We start from the raw sequence: 13,876 nt of genomic DNA, 5'->3' as shown, positions 1-13,876 counted from the left end.
AATGTTTAAAATTTACCTACTTTATATCATTGTTAGCATTATAGGCTGGGTCTTTGGACAGGATGTAAGTCAATATCTGTCTGGATTAAATGACTTGGGCTGGCTTAGAGCTGTTATCTCACTAGGGGTAGGGTCATTGGCTGTTCAGCAAGCAATAACAATAAAGCATCGCCTAGGTGATGTTAAAGCTATTGAAGGTTTAACAGTAACCGAGCGCTCACGTGTAAAAGGAATTGTTGATCTTTTAAAGAGTGAGACTTTATTTGGGTTGATTGTTGTTATTGTTGGTAATCTCTTTGTAGTTTTAACAGCATTTTCAAGCTTTAAAATAAGCGCGTCACTTGATCTGTCGTTAGCAAGCTTTTTTTCTGTAACCTTCTTCTCTATTGTCTTACTTTTAAGAATGTACTGGTTTTTAGGAGATCAAATCGATAGCTTTAAAGCACAAATTAAAAATCGATTAGAAGATCAAGAAAAAAGAAAAAATCTTCTAGAGAAGCTTCAGTCCAGCGACTAGACGTATTCAAAAAACGTTATCAAATACTTAATATCCACTCTTTTTTCCTGCCCCATAAACTGGGGGCATGGAAACGAAAAACACACACTTATCCCAAACCATCAAAGCGCTTTGCTCTGATCAATCTACTGATCTCAGAGCTGCACTTAACTTTGAAATCTCTCAGGAGGTTCAATCCGTCGTACCCGATTGGATTGAACTCATTCCTGCTGGTGACCTAGTCACTGGTCGTGATGGCCGTTCCTGGAAAAACACTAACCCACAAAAAATCATTCAGTCATTTGTCGACAATCAAGCGGACATTCCGGTTGATATCGAACACGCTACCGAACTCAAAGCACCACAAGGTGATCCAGCTCCTGCCATTGGATGGATCAAGGCGCTTGAAATTCGAGACGGTGCGGTTTTTGGTCGTGTTGAATGGACTGAAAGCGGGCGCTTAATTGTCGCATCCAAACAGTACCGTTATTTATCCCCTGTCTTTTTATTCACTAAGGATGAGTTTGAAATCGTTCGCATTACCAGTGTCGGGTTAACGAACAACCATAACCTGTTTTTGAAATCTCTTAACCACTCTCAACATCAACCGGAGGAAACTTCTATGAAATGGATTGCAAAACTGCTCGGTTTGCCAGAAGACGCAACTCAAGAGCAAATTACTAAAGCCATCAACACCATGCAGACGGAACATCAAACTGCAATGAATCGCGCTGAAAACCCATCGCTTGATAAGTTCGTGCCGCGTGCCGACTTCCAAGCAATGACAGAGCGTGCAACGAATGCTGAGAAAGCATTGGAAGACATTAAGGTCAAGTCTCTGAATGAAGAGATTGATTCAGCCGTTGCCAAGGCCATTACCGATGGAAAGATTGCTCCATCGACCAAAGACTATCACGTGGCCGCCTGTCGTCAGGAAGGTGGTCTGAAACGCTTCAAGGAGTTTGTTGAGCAATCTCCAGTGATTGCCAGTGATAGTAATTTGGATGGCAAAGAACCACCTACTGGTGAAAACAAGGCTATGAACTCTGAGCAGAAAGCAATAGCTGAGATGTTTGGTAATTCACCAGAAGACCTTGAAAAATACGGTAACTAAAGGAGACCGACATGCCATTAACACAAGACAGAAATACTCACATGAAAGGACGTGATTTAGTGGTGGTTGGCGTAGCGGCCAGCACAGTCATTTACGCTGGATCATTGGTTGTGGTTGCTGGAGGCTATGCGAAGCCTGGCGAAACCGCAACCGGGCTGACTTACATCGGGCGTGCCGATGAAATGGTCGATAACAGTGCGGGCGCAGATGGAGATCAGTCTGTCACGGTTCGTCGTAACCAGGCGTTCAAATGGGAGAACCTATCGGGTGACCCTATCACCGAAGCGGATCTGTTCAACCAGTGTTACATCGTAGACGATGAAACCGTGGCCAAAACAGATGGCACCGGAACGCGGTCAGTAGCAGGAACGGTTGTCGCAGTGGATTCAGACGGCGTCTGGGTCGAATAAATAAGTAAATAAGGAGAGCAAAATGCTAGTCAATAAAAACTCAATTAGCGCCGTCTTTGTCAATCTGAAAGCGACGTTCAACAAGGCTTTTGCCGCAGCACCATCTGTGTGGCAGGAAGTGGCCATGAAAGTGGTTTCAACCACATCGGAAACATCCTATGTATGGTTTGGACGTTTTCCGGCAATGCGCAAATGGATCGGCCAAAAGCATACAAAGCAATTGGAAGCGCATAAATACTCGATTGTAAATGATGATTTTGAGGTCGACGTCGAGGTTGATCGCAATGATATCGAAGACGATCAATTAGGTATCTATGGTCCTCAAGCCGAAATGGCGGCAGATTCTGCAAAACGACTGCCAGATCAACTGGTTGCCACCTTAATGAGTAATGGGTTTACAACCCCATGTTATGACACTCAATACTTCTATGATACGGATCATGAAGTGGCTGGTAACAGTGTGAGCAACAAAGGCACGGCGGTATTGTCTATTGCTACCCTGGCAGCTGCACAGGCTTCCTATGGTGCAGCGCGAACGGCTCTTCGAAGCATGAAAGATGAAGAAGGCGATTCGTTAAATGTTACGCCTAACATTCTAGCGGTACCTCCTGCTCTGGAAGATGTTGCTAACACCTTAATGACGGCAGATCGTCTGGAAGATGGTAAAGCCAATATCTATAAGGGAACGGCGAAGGTGGTTGTTATGCCAGGGCTAAAAACCGATACCGAATGGCACTTAATTGATACCACAAAACCAGTGAAGCCATTCATTCTTCAGGTGCGTAAAGAGCCAGTATTTGTATCGATGACAGATATGAATAGCGATTTGGTGTACAGCCTGAAAAAGTTCCGGTTCGGTGCCGAAGCGCGTATGGCAGTTGGTTATGCGTTCTGGCAATTGGCTTACGGTTCAACTGGCCAAGGCTAATTTATCTTAACTTAATTTCGCGCTGATCTCGGTCAGCGCTGGAGGAAAATCATGAAAGTATTAATTGTCAAATCAGTACCGCACAGCTTTCGTCGCGCTGGTCTTCGTTTTACGCAACAAGAAACACGCTTGAAAGTTGATGAAATTACAGCAGATCAGCTTAAGGCGATTCAGGCGGAAAAGAATCTGGTGTCTCACCTGGTTGAAGTGCCTGATGAATCAAAAGGTGCTTCAGGTGATGGCGACAAGATTGAGAAGCTGGTCACGTTGATCGACGAACTTGATCTGGACGACCAAACGCTTTGGACATCATCCAATAAACCACAGACATCTGCTCTTGAAGGTTTGTTAGGTGAGTCAGTTTCTGCGGCCGAGCGTGACAAGGCGTTTGAACAATACCAGGCAAAAGGTAAAGGCGAATAATCATGTCACAGGTCTATGCAACTCAAGCGGATATGGAACTACGCATTGGTGTTGAGCCTTTGCTTGTGGTCGCCGATCGTGATGATGACGGTGTCGTGGATGCCGAGGTTGTCACCGCAGCACTTGAGGCGGCTCAAGCTGAAATTGATGCCTACATCGGGTCACGCTTCAGCTTGCCGGTTGCCACGGTGCCAAAGGTTGTAACAGACCTGTGTATTGATATTGCACTTTATAAATTAAGTGTCGATGCGGATGCATCAACAGATGAACGTCGACTGCGTTATGAAGACACAGTCAATCTGCTGCGACGCTTCAGTAAAGGTGAAGTCACCCTCGGGCTGTCTTCACCACCCAAAACAACTAACGGCCAGGCGCGTTTGATTTCGCAGCCTCGTCGTTTTAGACGGTGATTCAAGATGGCTGGCGTTGGGTTTCATATTGAAATACAAGGTCTGGCGAGAGTAAACGATCGCTTGAACCGCCTGATCGAAAATGACGCACAAAAACAGCTGCTTGAAATCGTTGGAGCCACATCCGAGAGTCAGACAAGACGACGGATCAGTGAAGACAAAACAAGCCCGGACGGTGAGCCTTGGGCGGATTGGTCTAAAGACTATGCCAAAACTAGGCACAGCGGTCACAGTCTTCTGGAGAACGAAGGCGACTTGCTCGATAGCATTCAGTATCAAGTGAGTGGTGGTGAAGTGGCAATAGGTTCCAATTTGGACTATGCCGCCATTCGACAATTCGGTGGTGCAGAAGTGGGACGGCCAAATGATCCTGCTCGTGAATATCTTGGTATAAGTGATGCAGACCACGACGAGTTAATCGACGTTATAAATGACTGGGCGACAGGCCTAATGAGTGAATGATGACAAACGATATTTTAAATGCCATACGCGAAAAACTTAAAGATGTCTTTACGGATTTGAGATCTTGCGAAGTGCATCCTGGGCGATTCACTCTAAAAGAGCTGAAGAGTACCAGCGCAAAGTCTCCAGCGGCTAGAGTGTCATGCCTTGGGACAGCTAAGAACATCAATATGGCTAATGGTCAGGTCAAGTCGGAAAAACAGTTTGTCGTCTACTTTGTGACTAAGGACAAAAGCGGGCTGTCGAAAGATGATGCCATTCGCAACCTGGTTGATGACATGACGTTGTTGCTGGATTCGGATATGACACGTTGGTTACCCGGTACGGGCGCACCATCGAATGTTAAAGACGATAACTTATATTCATCAGAGATAGATCGACAAGGTGTGATGTTGTGGGCAGTCAGTTGGCGTCAGACCATTACGCTTGGAGATGACCAGTTTATCGAAGACGGAACCATACCAACCGAAATTTATGCGGGGCCAAATGATGGAACCTACGAGAAGCTTTGAAGGTTTGCTTGATCTAGCGACACGATTGATGAATATCCTTCGTATGGGGGTTATTCACCAGGCAGATTATGACAAACCCAGAGTGAAAGTGAAAATCGGTGAGTCGGAAAGTGGGCAACCACTGCTAACCGATTGGCTTCCGTTTTTTAGCAACCGAGCTGGAAATGATCGTGAGTGGCACCCACCTGAAGTCGGTGAGCAAGTCATGGTGTTGTCTCCTAATGGAGAGCTGAATACCGGAGCTGTGTTACCAGCGATATTTCAAGAGGCCTTTGCGGCAAACTCAAATTCGCCGGACATCCATCGCAAGGATTACCAGGACGGCACGGTGGTCGAATACAACCGCAAAACACACAAACTGAAAGTCGATTGTGTCGGTTCGGTTGAGGTAAATGGCGCACAGAATCTGGACGTGAATTTTGATGGGCAGGTTGAAGTCAACGCACCGACCACGATCATCAACACCGAACAAACCCATAACGGGAATATGGTGTTAAACGGCAACCTGGTGGTTTCAGAAAACCTGACGGTGGCCAAGATGGCAACGGTTGGCGGTCTGGCATCGGCAGGCGCTTATGGTGGAGCTGGTGCCACTATCGACGGCGATGTCAAAGTTCAAAACGGCGATATCGATGCGGATGGTGTCACCGTTAAAGGACATCATCACGACGACTCACTCGGTGCTCCAACCAGCCCCGCAAAAGCATAAATGGTCACTAAAGGAGGAATCATGGCGACCCAAAAAGAGCAAGCAAAGAAACAAAGCTACAAAGTGCTGAAGGATATATCTATTGAAAATCAGACGCGCAAAAGTGGCGAGACGTTACAACTCTACCCGAAGCAAGCGGTATATCTTGTGCAGAGTGGGTTTCTGCAACTAAACAAAACAACGACTAAGTCAAAGGGGTAAGTGATGCCAGAACAATTTTTACATGGCACCGAGGTGATCGAGATTGATGGGGGTGCCAGACCGATTCGTACCGTTAAGTCATCCGTTATCGGAGTTGTGGGTACCGCGCCAGATGCTGACCCGGTAGCCTTTCCATTAAATACGCCTGTGTTGGTTACAGGTTCGATTCTAGAAGCTGCAAAACTAGATACTGTTGGGACTGGCTCAGGAACTCTGCCGAGTGCAATGGATGCCATTTTTGATCAAGCCGGAGCGATGGTGGTTGTTATTCGTGTCGACGAAGGGATCGATCCGGCCGCTACGCAATCGAATGTGATTGGCGGGGTTGATGTAACAACAGGTACTTATACAGGTATCAAGGCATTTTTAGCGGCGCAAGGTGCCGTTAAAGTGACGCCTCGTATTTTAATCGCACCAGGCTTCTCGCATGAACAAGCCGTTACCACGGAATTGGATTCGGTAGCTGGGCGATTACGTGCAGTAATTATCGCAGATGGTCCGAATACCAATGATGCGGATGCCATCACTTATCGTGAGCTGTTTGGATCACGTCGTGTTTATATCGTTGATCCAGGGGTTAAGGTGTGGGATACGGTGCTCAATGCCGAAGTCATTCAACCAGTCTCGGCACGCGTGGCTGGCATTATCGCTAAATCCGATAACGAGCGCGGATTCTGGTGGTCACCCTCTAATCGTGAAATCCTTGGTATTACCGGCACAGTCAGACCGATTGATTTTACATTGGGTGATGTGAACAGCCGCGCCAACTACCTCAATGAAAACGATGTCGCCACGATCATTCAAGAAAACGGCTTCCGCTTGTGGGGTAACCGCACTTGCTCGTCTGATCCGAAGTGGGCTTTCTTGTCCGTGGTTCGCACCAACGACATGATTAATGACAGTTTGCTCAGAGCACATATGTGGGCGGTCGATCGCAACATCACTAAAACCTACATTGAAGATGTGACCGAAGGTGTGAACAACTACCTCCGTCACTTGAAAAAAATCGGTGCGATTTTGGGTGGCGAATGCTGGGCTGATCCTGAGTTGAACTCAATCGACCAAATTCAGCAAGGTAAAGCGTATTTCGATTTTGACTTCACGCCGCCTTATCCAGCTGAGCACATCACTTTCCGCTCACATCTTGTGGGGGATTATATTGAGGAGGTATTTAAATAATGGATAACGTACTGAAGAACTTTAACCTGCAAGTCGATGGTAAAGGCTATGCCGGAGAAGCGGAAGAGATTGAGCTTCCAAAGCTGGTGCTGATTATGGAATCGTTCCGTGCCGGTGGCATGGATGCGAGTAAGTCAATCGATATGGGGATGGAGGAAATGGAAGCGACCATTACTTTATCCGGTTATGACCCGGCCTTGCTGAAGCTTTGGGGTGTGACCAGTGCTGCGGTGCCATTGACGGCACGCGGAGCCTTGCAGTCTGAAGACGGCACTGTTACAGCTGCTGTTATCAATATGCAAGCCCAATTCTTTGATTTGGATTTGGGTACCTGGAAGCCAGGTGACAAGGCACCGAAGAAAATGAAGTGCAAGGTCAGCTACTACAAGATGACCATTGGCGGTGAAGAAACCATCGAGATCGATGTACCGAACATGGTCCGCAAGATCGGTGGTGTTGATCAGCTAGAGCAAATGCGCGCCGCACTGGGCATTTAATAAACATTAAAAAGGAATGAACATGGCAAAAGCAGATGAACGTATGAAAAATGTGGTGTTACCGACACCGCAGAAAATTGGTGGTGAAAAGGTTGAAAGCATTACCTTAAGAAAACCTTTCTCCGGTGAACTGCGTGGGTTGTCGGTGCTGGATGTGGTTAAGATGCAAGTGGATACTTTGGCAACGTTGATGCCTCGCATCACCACGCCGTCTATCACACCGGAAGAATTCGCCACGCTTGAGCCGGAAAATCTGGCAGAGCTGTCGATGGAGATTGCCGGTTTTTTTACGGGGGAAAAGTCCCGGAAAACTTGATGGATGCAATGGCCGTTGTGGCCAGCGTCTTGCACTTTTCTCCCAGAGATTTTGATGAAATGCCGCTCGAAGAGCTGATGGAATGGTTTGATCGGGCGCAACACCTTCTTAAATTAAGATCAGGCACGGAATAATGAATGACTTGAAACTGAAAATGGTGATTGAGCTGGCTGAAAAGGTGTCAAAGCCTTTAAAGCGTATGCAGGGTTCAACTGTCAAACTTAACAAGATCATGCAGCAGTCCAACCACTTGGGTAAGGCGGCCATTAAAACGGGGTTGGATCGTTTTTATAAGAAGCTTTCAAGTGTAACCAGTTTTGCTGCGCGCTCACAAATGCGTTTACGCGACGGCTTCGATGCCGCTACGCGCATGGGCAGTCGATTTCTGCGGCGTACTAAATCCATACCAGGGCATCTTAAGCGGATGTCTGACTCCAGTGGAAAGGTTGCCGGGCGATTTGGTCGCGCTTTTGCATTGGGAACCGCTGTTACCGTGGGTGGTGCCGCCTTATTCAATCATACCTTTTTAAATACCGCTTCTCAGTTTGAGAAGTTTGAAACTATTTTGCAAACGGTCGAAGGCTCTAGTTCAAAAGCTAAGGCCTCGATGAAATGGGTTGAAAACTTTGCGGTGAAAACACCTTATGAACTTAATGAGGTAACGGACGCTTATGTTCGCCTACGCAGCTACGGACTGGAGCCAACCAATGGCCTATTGAAGACATTGGGTGATACATCCAGTTCGATGGGAAAACCATTAATGCAGGCTGTTGAAGCTATTGCCGATGCCGTTACAGGCGAAAATGAACGCCTGAAGGAATTCGGTATTAAAGCCGCGACGACGGGCAATATCATCTCTTATGAATACACCGCCAAGGATGGCTCCACTAAGATTGCTCAGGTTTTAAAAGGCGACCGGGAGCAGATTCAAAAGGTGCTGTCGGATATCTTTAATGAAAAGTATGCAGGTGGTATGGAAAAGCTCTCTAAAACATGGGCAGGCATGTGGTCAAACGGCATGGACTTGATTGCCAAGTTTGAAAAGATGGTGATGTCATCCGGCGCGTTCGACTGGATGAAAGGCAAGCTCAAAGGCATTTTAGAGACCGTTACCGAGATGGAAGCCAACGGCAAACTTCAGGCGATGGCCGAGAAGATTTCAGGCGGATTAATCAAAGCATTTGAAACCTTGTGGAACTGGGGTAGCAAGATTTATGACAGCTTTGGTTCCGTGGCCAGCCGTGCCGACGAGGTGGCGCAAATGCTGGGTGGTTGGGAAAACACCATTATGGCGATTATCGCTTTGCCCTTGGTGCCTGCTATTTTAGCCTTTGCAACGGCCTTCACATCTTTAACGGCCGTCATGCTGGCGAACCCGATTATTTTAGTCATTGCCGGTATTGCCGCAGCGGCTTATTACCTGATTGCGAACTGGGATAAGGTAAAAGCCTACTTCGGTGATTTTTGGAGCAATATCGAGGCCGACTGGCAAGTCTTTTCAGACTGGGTTGATGGATGGTTAGGGGTATTAGCAGACAAAGCCATGCAGAAGTGGCAGGCCTTCAAGGGTGTGTTAAGCGGTTTTTGGGATAGCATCAAATCCAGCTGGAGCGGCATTTATGAATGGGTGTCCGGCTTGATTGACAAGCTGATTCATCCGCTTGATACGTTGCTCGAGTACGGTTCAAAGTTAAAGGGTTGGATGTTTGGAGACGACACCAAAACCGGTGCGATGGCACCTGCCTCCAAGATGGTGCAAGCCACAGCATTAACCAGTATGGTGGCAACTACGCCCGCAATGGCAGCAATCAACAATCAAGGTGTCGCACCAATCAGTGTTGAGGTAAATGCCCCGATCACCATCAATGGTCAGGCCGATAATGTTGCCGATTTGGGCGAGCAGATTGAGCAGCATATTCAAGCCGCAGTACAAAGAGCGATACAGCAAAGTATGAGGAACCGAGATGGCTGATATTTATGACGATGTGATCACTAACTTAAAAGACCTGAGTCGTCTGCGGGAAACAGCTGATGCGGTGGGTGGGCAGCTATCCAATTCCGGGTCGGTAATGATGATGCTGGGCCCTTTTATTTTTTCGATCGATACGGCGGCTTATAACAGCCTGACGCATACGGTGGACTATATGTGGGCTGGGATTCAGCGTATTGGAGGTCGCAAGGCTTCGCAATTTGGCGGCATTGCCAGTGACACCATCAAGATGCCTGGTGTTATTTATCCGCACTATGCGGGTGGGTTGTATCAGATGCAGGCCGTGCGTGAATTAGCCTCGCTTGGAAAGCCACTGCCGATGGTGGATGGCCGCGGCAAAATTTGGGGCGAATTCACTATTAAACGCGTGGAAGAAACGCTGAAGGTTTTAACCAAGGGCGGTGCGCCGATGAAGATTGAGTTTAATCTGAGCCTTGAATATTACAGCCGCCAGCAATCTTCCCAGGTGGCGGATTTGATTAAAGGTGTGCTATGAGTGCGGTTAAGTACAGAACCAGTGATGGTGATACGTTGGATTTGATTTGCCATCACTATTATGGCGGTACCAGTGGGTATGTGGAGCAAGTGCTCGAGGCGAACCCGGGGCTTGAAAATACGGCGGTGTTTGAAGCGGGTGTGTTGGTGTTGCTGCCGGAGCTGAATGCTCCGGATGCTTCGGAAGATGAATCCAGTTTGTGGGATTAGTCTTTAGAGTTTGAACCAGAGCCTGACCCTTTGACGACTTTGTAAGGTTTGATTTGCTCTTCAGGGATGGCTTGCATGCCATTGTTCGGATAGATATCGGCACAGCGGAAATAATATTCATCACCGGTGCGGGTGTTGACGACCTTTTGGCCATAAGGAAGAACGGGAGATGGGTAACAATTAAGAGCCATCTGAGAAATTGGCAGCTCTCGAGAAGATAGTGTTAGTCCCATGCCGCCAGTATCTTTTTCGGTATCTCTTAATTCCTGAATATGCCAATCGGTTTTAGGTTTGACGAGGTTACAACCGGAAGCCAATAACGCCACCCCAACCAGTATTAAAAGTCTTTTCATATCCATCCCCTTTTAAAAACAGATTTAACTTTATCACTAACCCTTAGGGGAAAGCAATGACACCGATATTCAAATTAGAAGTCAAAAACCAAGAGGGTGATGTTGTTCAGGACATAACCGATAAGATTGCCGAACGTCTGGCATCGATTCGCGCCATTGATTTGCCGGGCTCGACGTCGGATTTTATGGAGATTGTTTTAAATGATCCGGACGGCAAAGTGAAGCGCCATGATTTCGGCGTAAGGTTTGACCTGTTTCTTGGCTTTGCTGGGGAAAAACTACATAAGGTCGGCCAGTATGTTTTCGATGAATTGACCTTTGAAGGGTTTCCAAACCAGATCCGTTTACTGGCCTCGTCGGTTGATTTCTTGGGCGAAATGAAGGCGGCCAAATCGTTTACCTGGGAAGACACCACGCTAGGCGATATCGTCACCACGCTTGCGAAGCGATACGGTTATAAGCCAAGTGTTTCAGAGGCGTATCAAAGCATTCAGATCAGCAATATTAATCAGACGGCCGAGTCGGACTTTGCGTTTTTGATTCGCTTGGCATCGACTTATGCGGCTGTGTTCAAAGTGGTCAATGGGTATGTGATATTCAAGCCAAAAGCAGACGGTTTGAGCGTGACAGGCGCGCAACTGACACCTGTTACGGTCAATTTAGAAGATGTTACTCGATGGGAGCTGACTGAACGTGGTCGACCACAATACGGTGCCGTGCGTGCCAGTTATTACGACTATGATGCGGCTTTGGTGAAGTATGTAACAGTGGGCGATGGCAAAGTGACTGAAGAGCTGAAAACCACTTATAAAAGTGAATACGAAGCCAAGACACATGCCATGACAAGATTGCAGGACAGATTAATGGCTGCCACGACTGGATCGATTGATATGGCTGCCAACCCAGATGTTATCAAAGGCTTAATATCCGAAGGGTTGGTTCAGCTTGATACATTTAGGTCTAACGTAGATTGGGTGTATCACATTCGCAGAGTGGAGCATATATACCGACCCAAAACAGGCTACAAAATTAAAGTTGAATTCAGCAAACAATGGGATGGCTATAAGAAATGAACGGTATGAATCGTCAAACAGGAAAACCGCTGGCGGGCATTGAGCATTTACGCCAAAGAATCGGTGATGTGTTGACGACGCCAGTCGGGTCACGAGTGATGCGTCGTGAATATGGTTCGAGTATTTTCGAGCTACAGGATGCGCCGATTAACGACGTTTTTAAGCTGAAAATGACGATGGCTGTTTATCAGGCCTGGCTGAATCCTATCAATGGCCTGTTCGATTTTGTATTGCAATCGGTGACCTTGTCTTCAGAAGAAGAGGCGCATGCGGCGGTTGATATCGTCGGAAAATACGCGCCGACTGGGGAAATCATTAAGCTTGAACAGATTGGAGTTTACTGATGGCTGACGGCGTTAATTTACAAAACCTTCCAGCTCCTAAGGTGATTGAAGAAATCGATTATGAAGCCATTCTTGGGGAACTGATCGATGATTTTATTGCTCGTAGTGAGGGTTACACGGCATTAGTTGAATCCGACCCTGTTTATAAAGAGCTGGAAGTGGCCGCTTATCGAGAAATGCTTTTGCGGCAGCGCATTAATAACGCTGCCAAGGCGGTGATGTTGCCTTATGCCACCGGAACCGACCTGGACAACCTAGCCGCGTTTTATTTTGTGGAACGCCTGATCGTTGATCCAGGTGATCAGAATGCCACTCCCCCCATCGACCCGACCTATGAAGACGATGCGCGCCTGCTTGAACGTGTATTGCTTTCACCTGGTCAGTTCTCGACCGCTGGCGCAGAATCCGCTTACAGATACCACGCGATGACTTCCAGTGCAAGCGTTAAAAACGTGGGTATAAAGTCTCCGACGCCAGGCAATATCCAAGTCACCGTACTAAGCACAGCCGGAAACGGTGTGCCAGATGCCACTTTGCTTTCGGCCGTAAATGATGCACTCAGTGCTGATTTTGTTCGTCCATTAACGGACACAGTGAATGTCCAAGCTGCTGAAGTGTTGGAATATACAATCGATGCCACGCTTTATTTATACCCTAGACAGGTGAGCAATATTATTGAGCAGACTGCTTTGGAGCGTGTTGTGGCATTGGTTGATGAGCTGCACCGGATTGGTTATGACGTGCATAACACAGCCATTACATCAGCATTAAAAGTCGCGGGTGTGCAGCGCGTTGAATTAAGCGGATGGGTGGATATAGCAGTCGCAGATTATCAAGCGGCTTATTGCACAGGTATCAATTTGACGATCGGTGGCACTGATGTCTGATTTGTTGCCACTCAATACCACTCAGTTTGAGCGTGACGTCGACGCAACCATTCAACGCACCACCTCTTTACCTGTATTTATCTCAACATTGTGGAGTGCAAAGGATTGCCCGGAATATTTACTCGGTTATTTAGCCTGGTCATTGTCGGTTGATGAATGGGATGAATCTTGGCCTGAAGACATTAAGCGAGAGGTCATTCGTACAGCCATTGAAATTCATCGTCACAAAGGCAGTGTTTATGCCGTGAAGCTGGCGTTGGAAAAGTCCGGCATGGGCGGCGCGACTATTTATGAAGGCCGCTCTGGCTATACACGTGATGGAAGCATGATCCGTGATGGCTTTGTGCTTCATGGTGATGACAGCGAGTGGGCTGTCTATAAAGTTGTGACCAATCTTTTATTGAGCATCACTCAAGCGAACTTAGCAAAACGCCTTTTAAATGCAGCAGCACCAGAACGTTGCCATTTATGGGGCTTGGATTTTACCGCAGCACGCCCATTGCACAATGGCGTGATCTATCGTGATGGAACTTACACAAGAGGAGTCTTTTAATGGCAAACCTACCAGAAACAGCCCAATGGGAAGCCGGTGTATACCAGTTGGAAACCACTGATCCAGTCGAAGGTGGACCAAACGGCATCGACAACGAACAAGCCAAGCAGCTTGCAAACCGCACAGCATTTTTAAAAGGACAGCTTGAAGCAAAGACAGGTCAGGCAACTGAAACTACTGCTGGTATTGCAGAAGTTGCAACCCAATCAGAAACAGATGCTGGTACAGACGACACGAGAATTGTCACGCCTAAAAAATTGAAAGCTTGGTTAAAGCAGGCCACAGAAACCGTCCTTGGTGCGTTAAAGATTGCT

General features: G+C 47.3%; 23 protein-coding genes. 22 read left to right on the top strand and 1 reads right to left on the bottom strand.

All coding sequences use genetic code 11. The features are described from left to right. Window position 1 precedes the first annotated feature (1 nt). The 17 genes from P8629_RS01475 to P8629_RS01395 all read left to right on the top strand — a co-directional run bounded on the left by P8629_RS01475 (window position 2) and on the right by P8629_RS01395 (window position 10,352). Window positions 2–517 (top strand): hypothetical protein, encoded by a 516-nt coding sequence (locus tag P8629_RS01475; RefSeq protein ID WP_278163793.1) that lies wholly within the window; start codon window positions 2–4, stop codon window positions 515–517. A 67-nt stretch (window positions 518–584) separates the two neighbouring features. Then, window positions 585–1,610 carry a phage protease gene (locus P8629_RS01470; RefSeq protein ID WP_278163791.1) on the top strand — a complete coding sequence of 342 codons (1,026 nt, stop codon included), beginning with the start codon at window positions 585–587 and terminating at the stop codon, window positions 1,608–1,610. An 11-nt stretch (window positions 1,611–1,621) separates the two neighbouring features. Beyond that, window positions 1,622–2,020, top strand: a complete 399-nt coding sequence (locus P8629_RS01465) for a hypothetical protein (protein ID WP_278163789.1) — start codon at window positions 1,622–1,624, stop codon at window positions 2,018–2,020. Between the two features lie 22 nt (window positions 2,021–2,042). Then, window positions 2,043–2,948, top strand: coding sequence for a Mu-like prophage major head subunit gpT family protein (locus tag P8629_RS01460; protein ID WP_278163787.1), 906 nt, complete (start codon window positions 2,043–2,045; stop codon window positions 2,946–2,948). Window positions 2,949–2,999: 51 nt separating this feature from the next. Continuing rightward, window positions 3,000–3,371 carry an HI1506-related protein gene (locus P8629_RS01455; RefSeq protein ID WP_278163785.1) on the top strand — a complete coding sequence of 124 codons (372 nt, stop codon included), beginning with the start codon at window positions 3,000–3,002 and terminating at the stop codon, window positions 3,369–3,371. Between the two features lie 2 nt (window positions 3,372–3,373). Then, entirely contained in the window at window positions 3,374–3,781 is a 408-nt protein-coding gene (locus tag P8629_RS01450) for a gp436 family protein (protein ID WP_278163783.1), read from the top strand. A 6-nt stretch (window positions 3,782–3,787) separates the two neighbouring features. Next, entirely contained in the window at window positions 3,788–4,243 is a 456-nt protein-coding gene (locus tag P8629_RS01445; RefSeq protein WP_278163781.1) for a phage virion morphogenesis protein, read from the top strand. Next, on the top strand, window positions 4,243–4,755 hold the full coding sequence (locus P8629_RS01440; protein WP_278163779.1) for a hypothetical protein: 513 nt from the start codon (window positions 4,243–4,245) through the stop codon (window positions 4,753–4,755). The genes P8629_RS01445 and P8629_RS01440 overlap by 1 nt, the downstream gene beginning before the upstream one ends. Next, on the top strand, window positions 4,730–5,464 hold the full coding sequence (locus P8629_RS01435; protein WP_278163777.1) for a phage baseplate assembly protein V: 735 nt from the start codon (window positions 4,730–4,732) through the stop codon (window positions 5,462–5,464). Before P8629_RS01440 ends, P8629_RS01435 begins: the two co-directional genes overlap by 26 nt. Window positions 5,465–5,485: 21 nt before the next feature. Further along, a complete protein-coding gene (locus P8629_RS01430; protein ID WP_278163776.1) occupies window positions 5,486–5,665 on the top strand; it encodes a hypothetical protein in 180 nt (59 codons plus the stop codon). A 3-nt stretch (window positions 5,666–5,668) separates the two neighbouring features. Further along, complete coding sequence (locus P8629_RS01425) at window positions 5,669–6,844, top strand: phage tail sheath protein (RefSeq protein ID WP_278163774.1); 1,176 nt, start codon at window positions 5,669–5,671, stop codon at window positions 6,842–6,844. Next, a complete protein-coding gene (locus tag P8629_RS01420) occupies window positions 6,844–7,341 on the top strand; it encodes a phage major tail tube protein (protein WP_278163772.1) in 498 nt (165 codons plus the stop codon). The genes P8629_RS01425 and P8629_RS01420 overlap by 1 nt, the downstream gene beginning before the upstream one ends. Before the next feature lie 22 nt (window positions 7,342–7,363). After that, a complete protein-coding gene (locus P8629_RS01415) occupies window positions 7,364–7,657 on the top strand; it encodes a phage tail assembly protein (protein ID WP_278163771.1) in 294 nt (97 codons plus the stop codon). Next, entirely contained in the window at window positions 7,657–7,791 is a 135-nt protein-coding gene (locus P8629_RS01410) for a GpE family phage tail protein (protein ID WP_278163768.1), read from the top strand. Before P8629_RS01415 ends, P8629_RS01410 begins: the two co-directional genes overlap by 1 nt. Beyond that, entirely contained in the window at window positions 7,791–9,629 is a 1,839-nt protein-coding gene (locus P8629_RS01405; RefSeq protein WP_278163766.1) for a tape measure protein, read from the top strand. Before P8629_RS01410 ends, P8629_RS01405 begins: the two co-directional genes overlap by 1 nt. Further along, complete coding sequence (locus P8629_RS01400) at window positions 9,622–10,143, top strand: phage tail protein (RefSeq protein WP_278163765.1); 522 nt, start codon at window positions 9,622–9,624, stop codon at window positions 10,141–10,143. The genes P8629_RS01405 and P8629_RS01400 overlap by 8 nt, the downstream gene beginning before the upstream one ends. Beyond that, entirely contained in the window at window positions 10,140–10,352 is a 213-nt protein-coding gene (locus P8629_RS01395) for a tail protein X (RefSeq protein WP_278163763.1), read from the top strand. Before P8629_RS01400 ends, P8629_RS01395 begins: the two co-directional genes overlap by 4 nt. Here P8629_RS01395 and P8629_RS01390 read toward each other — a convergent pair. Continuing rightward, a complete protein-coding gene (locus P8629_RS01390; RefSeq protein WP_278163761.1) occupies window positions 10,349–10,705 on the bottom strand; it encodes a hypothetical protein in 357 nt (118 codons plus the stop codon). The two genes, P8629_RS01395 and P8629_RS01390, sit on opposite strands and share 4 nt — an antisense overlap. Before the next feature lie 56 nt (window positions 10,706–10,761). On the opposite strand from P8629_RS01390, the gene P8629_RS01385 reads away from it, so the two are divergent. From P8629_RS01385 to P8629_RS01365, 5 genes are all read left to right on the top strand, one after another. Continuing rightward, the gene (locus P8629_RS01385; RefSeq protein ID WP_278163760.1) at window positions 10,762–11,778 is read left to right on the top strand and encodes a phage late control D family protein; all 1,017 of its coding nucleotides are present in this window, start codon (window positions 10,762–10,764) and stop codon (window positions 11,776–11,778) included. 5 nt (window positions 11,779–11,783) lie between these two features. Next, the gene (locus P8629_RS01380) at window positions 11,784–12,122 is read left to right on the top strand and encodes a hypothetical protein (protein WP_278163758.1); all 339 of its coding nucleotides are present in this window, start codon (window positions 11,784–11,786) and stop codon (window positions 12,120–12,122) included. After that, the gene (locus tag P8629_RS01375) at window positions 12,122–13,009 is read left to right on the top strand and encodes a baseplate assembly protein (protein WP_278163756.1); all 888 of its coding nucleotides are present in this window, start codon (window positions 12,122–12,124) and stop codon (window positions 13,007–13,009) included. Before P8629_RS01380 ends, P8629_RS01375 begins: the two co-directional genes overlap by 1 nt. Next, the gene (locus tag P8629_RS01370) at window positions 13,002–13,562 is read left to right on the top strand and encodes a phage tail protein I (protein ID WP_278163754.1); all 561 of its coding nucleotides are present in this window, start codon (window positions 13,002–13,004) and stop codon (window positions 13,560–13,562) included. Before P8629_RS01375 ends, P8629_RS01370 begins: the two co-directional genes overlap by 8 nt. After that, window positions 13,562–13,876 (top strand): hypothetical protein (locus P8629_RS01365; protein ID WP_278163752.1); only part of this gene is annotated, 315 nt, incomplete at its 3' end. The genes P8629_RS01370 and P8629_RS01365, both read left to right, overlap by 1 nt.

The sequence above is a fragment of the Hydrogenovibrio sp. 3SP14C1 genome, from assembly GCF_029625905.1.
GTDB lineage: Bacteria > Pseudomonadota > Gammaproteobacteria > Thiomicrospirales > Thiomicrospiraceae > Hydrogenovibrio.
Note: the sequence above shows the minus strand (reverse complement) of the source record. Positions and strands in the feature narration are given on the sequence as shown.

Coding starts and splice junctions, on each gene's coding strand:
- P8629_RS01425 (WP_278163774.1), top strand. CDS start 5,669: ATGCCAGAACAATTTTTACATGGCACCGAGGTGATCGAGATTGATGGG.
- P8629_RS01415 (WP_278163771.1), top strand. CDS start 7,364: ATGGCAAAAGCAGATGAACGTATGAAAAATGTGGTGTTACCGACACCG.
- P8629_RS01385 (WP_278163760.1), top strand. CDS start 10,762: ATGACACCGATATTCAAATTAGAAGTCAAAAACCAAGAGGGTGATGTT.
- P8629_RS01475 (WP_278163793.1), top strand. CDS start 2: ATGTTTAAAATTTACCTACTTTATATCATTGTTAGCATTATAGGCTGG.
- P8629_RS01390 (WP_278163761.1), bottom strand. CDS start 10,705: ATGAAAAGACTTTTAATACTGGTTGGGGTGGCGTTATTGGCTTCCGGT.
- P8629_RS01410 (WP_278163768.1), top strand. CDS start 7,657: ATGGATGCAATGGCCGTTGTGGCCAGCGTCTTGCACTTTTCTCCCAGA.
- P8629_RS01470 (WP_278163791.1), top strand. CDS start 585: ATGGAAACGAAAAACACACACTTATCCCAAACCATCAAAGCGCTTTGC.
- P8629_RS01455 (WP_278163785.1), top strand. CDS start 3,000: ATGAAAGTATTAATTGTCAAATCAGTACCGCACAGCTTTCGTCGCGCT.
- P8629_RS01395 (WP_278163763.1), top strand. CDS start 10,140: ATGAGTGCGGTTAAGTACAGAACCAGTGATGGTGATACGTTGGATTTG.
- P8629_RS01460 (WP_278163787.1), top strand. CDS start 2,043: ATGCTAGTCAATAAAAACTCAATTAGCGCCGTCTTTGTCAATCTGAAA.
- P8629_RS01370 (WP_278163754.1), top strand. CDS start 13,002: ATGTCTGATTTGTTGCCACTCAATACCACTCAGTTTGAGCGTGACGTC.
- P8629_RS01440 (WP_278163779.1), top strand. CDS start 4,243: ATGACAAACGATATTTTAAATGCCATACGCGAAAAACTTAAAGATGTC.
- P8629_RS01430 (WP_278163776.1), top strand. CDS start 5,486: ATGGCGACCCAAAAAGAGCAAGCAAAGAAACAAAGCTACAAAGTGCTG.
- P8629_RS01465 (WP_278163789.1), top strand. CDS start 1,622: ATGCCATTAACACAAGACAGAAATACTCACATGAAAGGACGTGATTTA.
- P8629_RS01445 (WP_278163781.1), top strand. CDS start 3,788: ATGGCTGGCGTTGGGTTTCATATTGAAATACAAGGTCTGGCGAGAGTA.
- P8629_RS01405 (WP_278163766.1), top strand. CDS start 7,791: ATGAATGACTTGAAACTGAAAATGGTGATTGAGCTGGCTGAAAAGGTG.
- P8629_RS01400 (WP_278163765.1), top strand. CDS start 9,622: ATGGCTGATATTTATGACGATGTGATCACTAACTTAAAAGACCTGAGT.
- P8629_RS01420 (WP_278163772.1), top strand. CDS start 6,844: ATGGATAACGTACTGAAGAACTTTAACCTGCAAGTCGATGGTAAAGGC.
- P8629_RS01435 (WP_278163777.1), top strand. CDS start 4,730: ATGATGGAACCTACGAGAAGCTTTGAAGGTTTGCTTGATCTAGCGACA.
- P8629_RS01380 (WP_278163758.1), top strand. CDS start 11,784: ATGAATCGTCAAACAGGAAAACCGCTGGCGGGCATTGAGCATTTACGC.
- P8629_RS01450 (WP_278163783.1), top strand. CDS start 3,374: ATGTCACAGGTCTATGCAACTCAAGCGGATATGGAACTACGCATTGGT.
- P8629_RS01375 (WP_278163756.1), top strand. CDS start 12,122: ATGGCTGACGGCGTTAATTTACAAAACCTTCCAGCTCCTAAGGTGATT.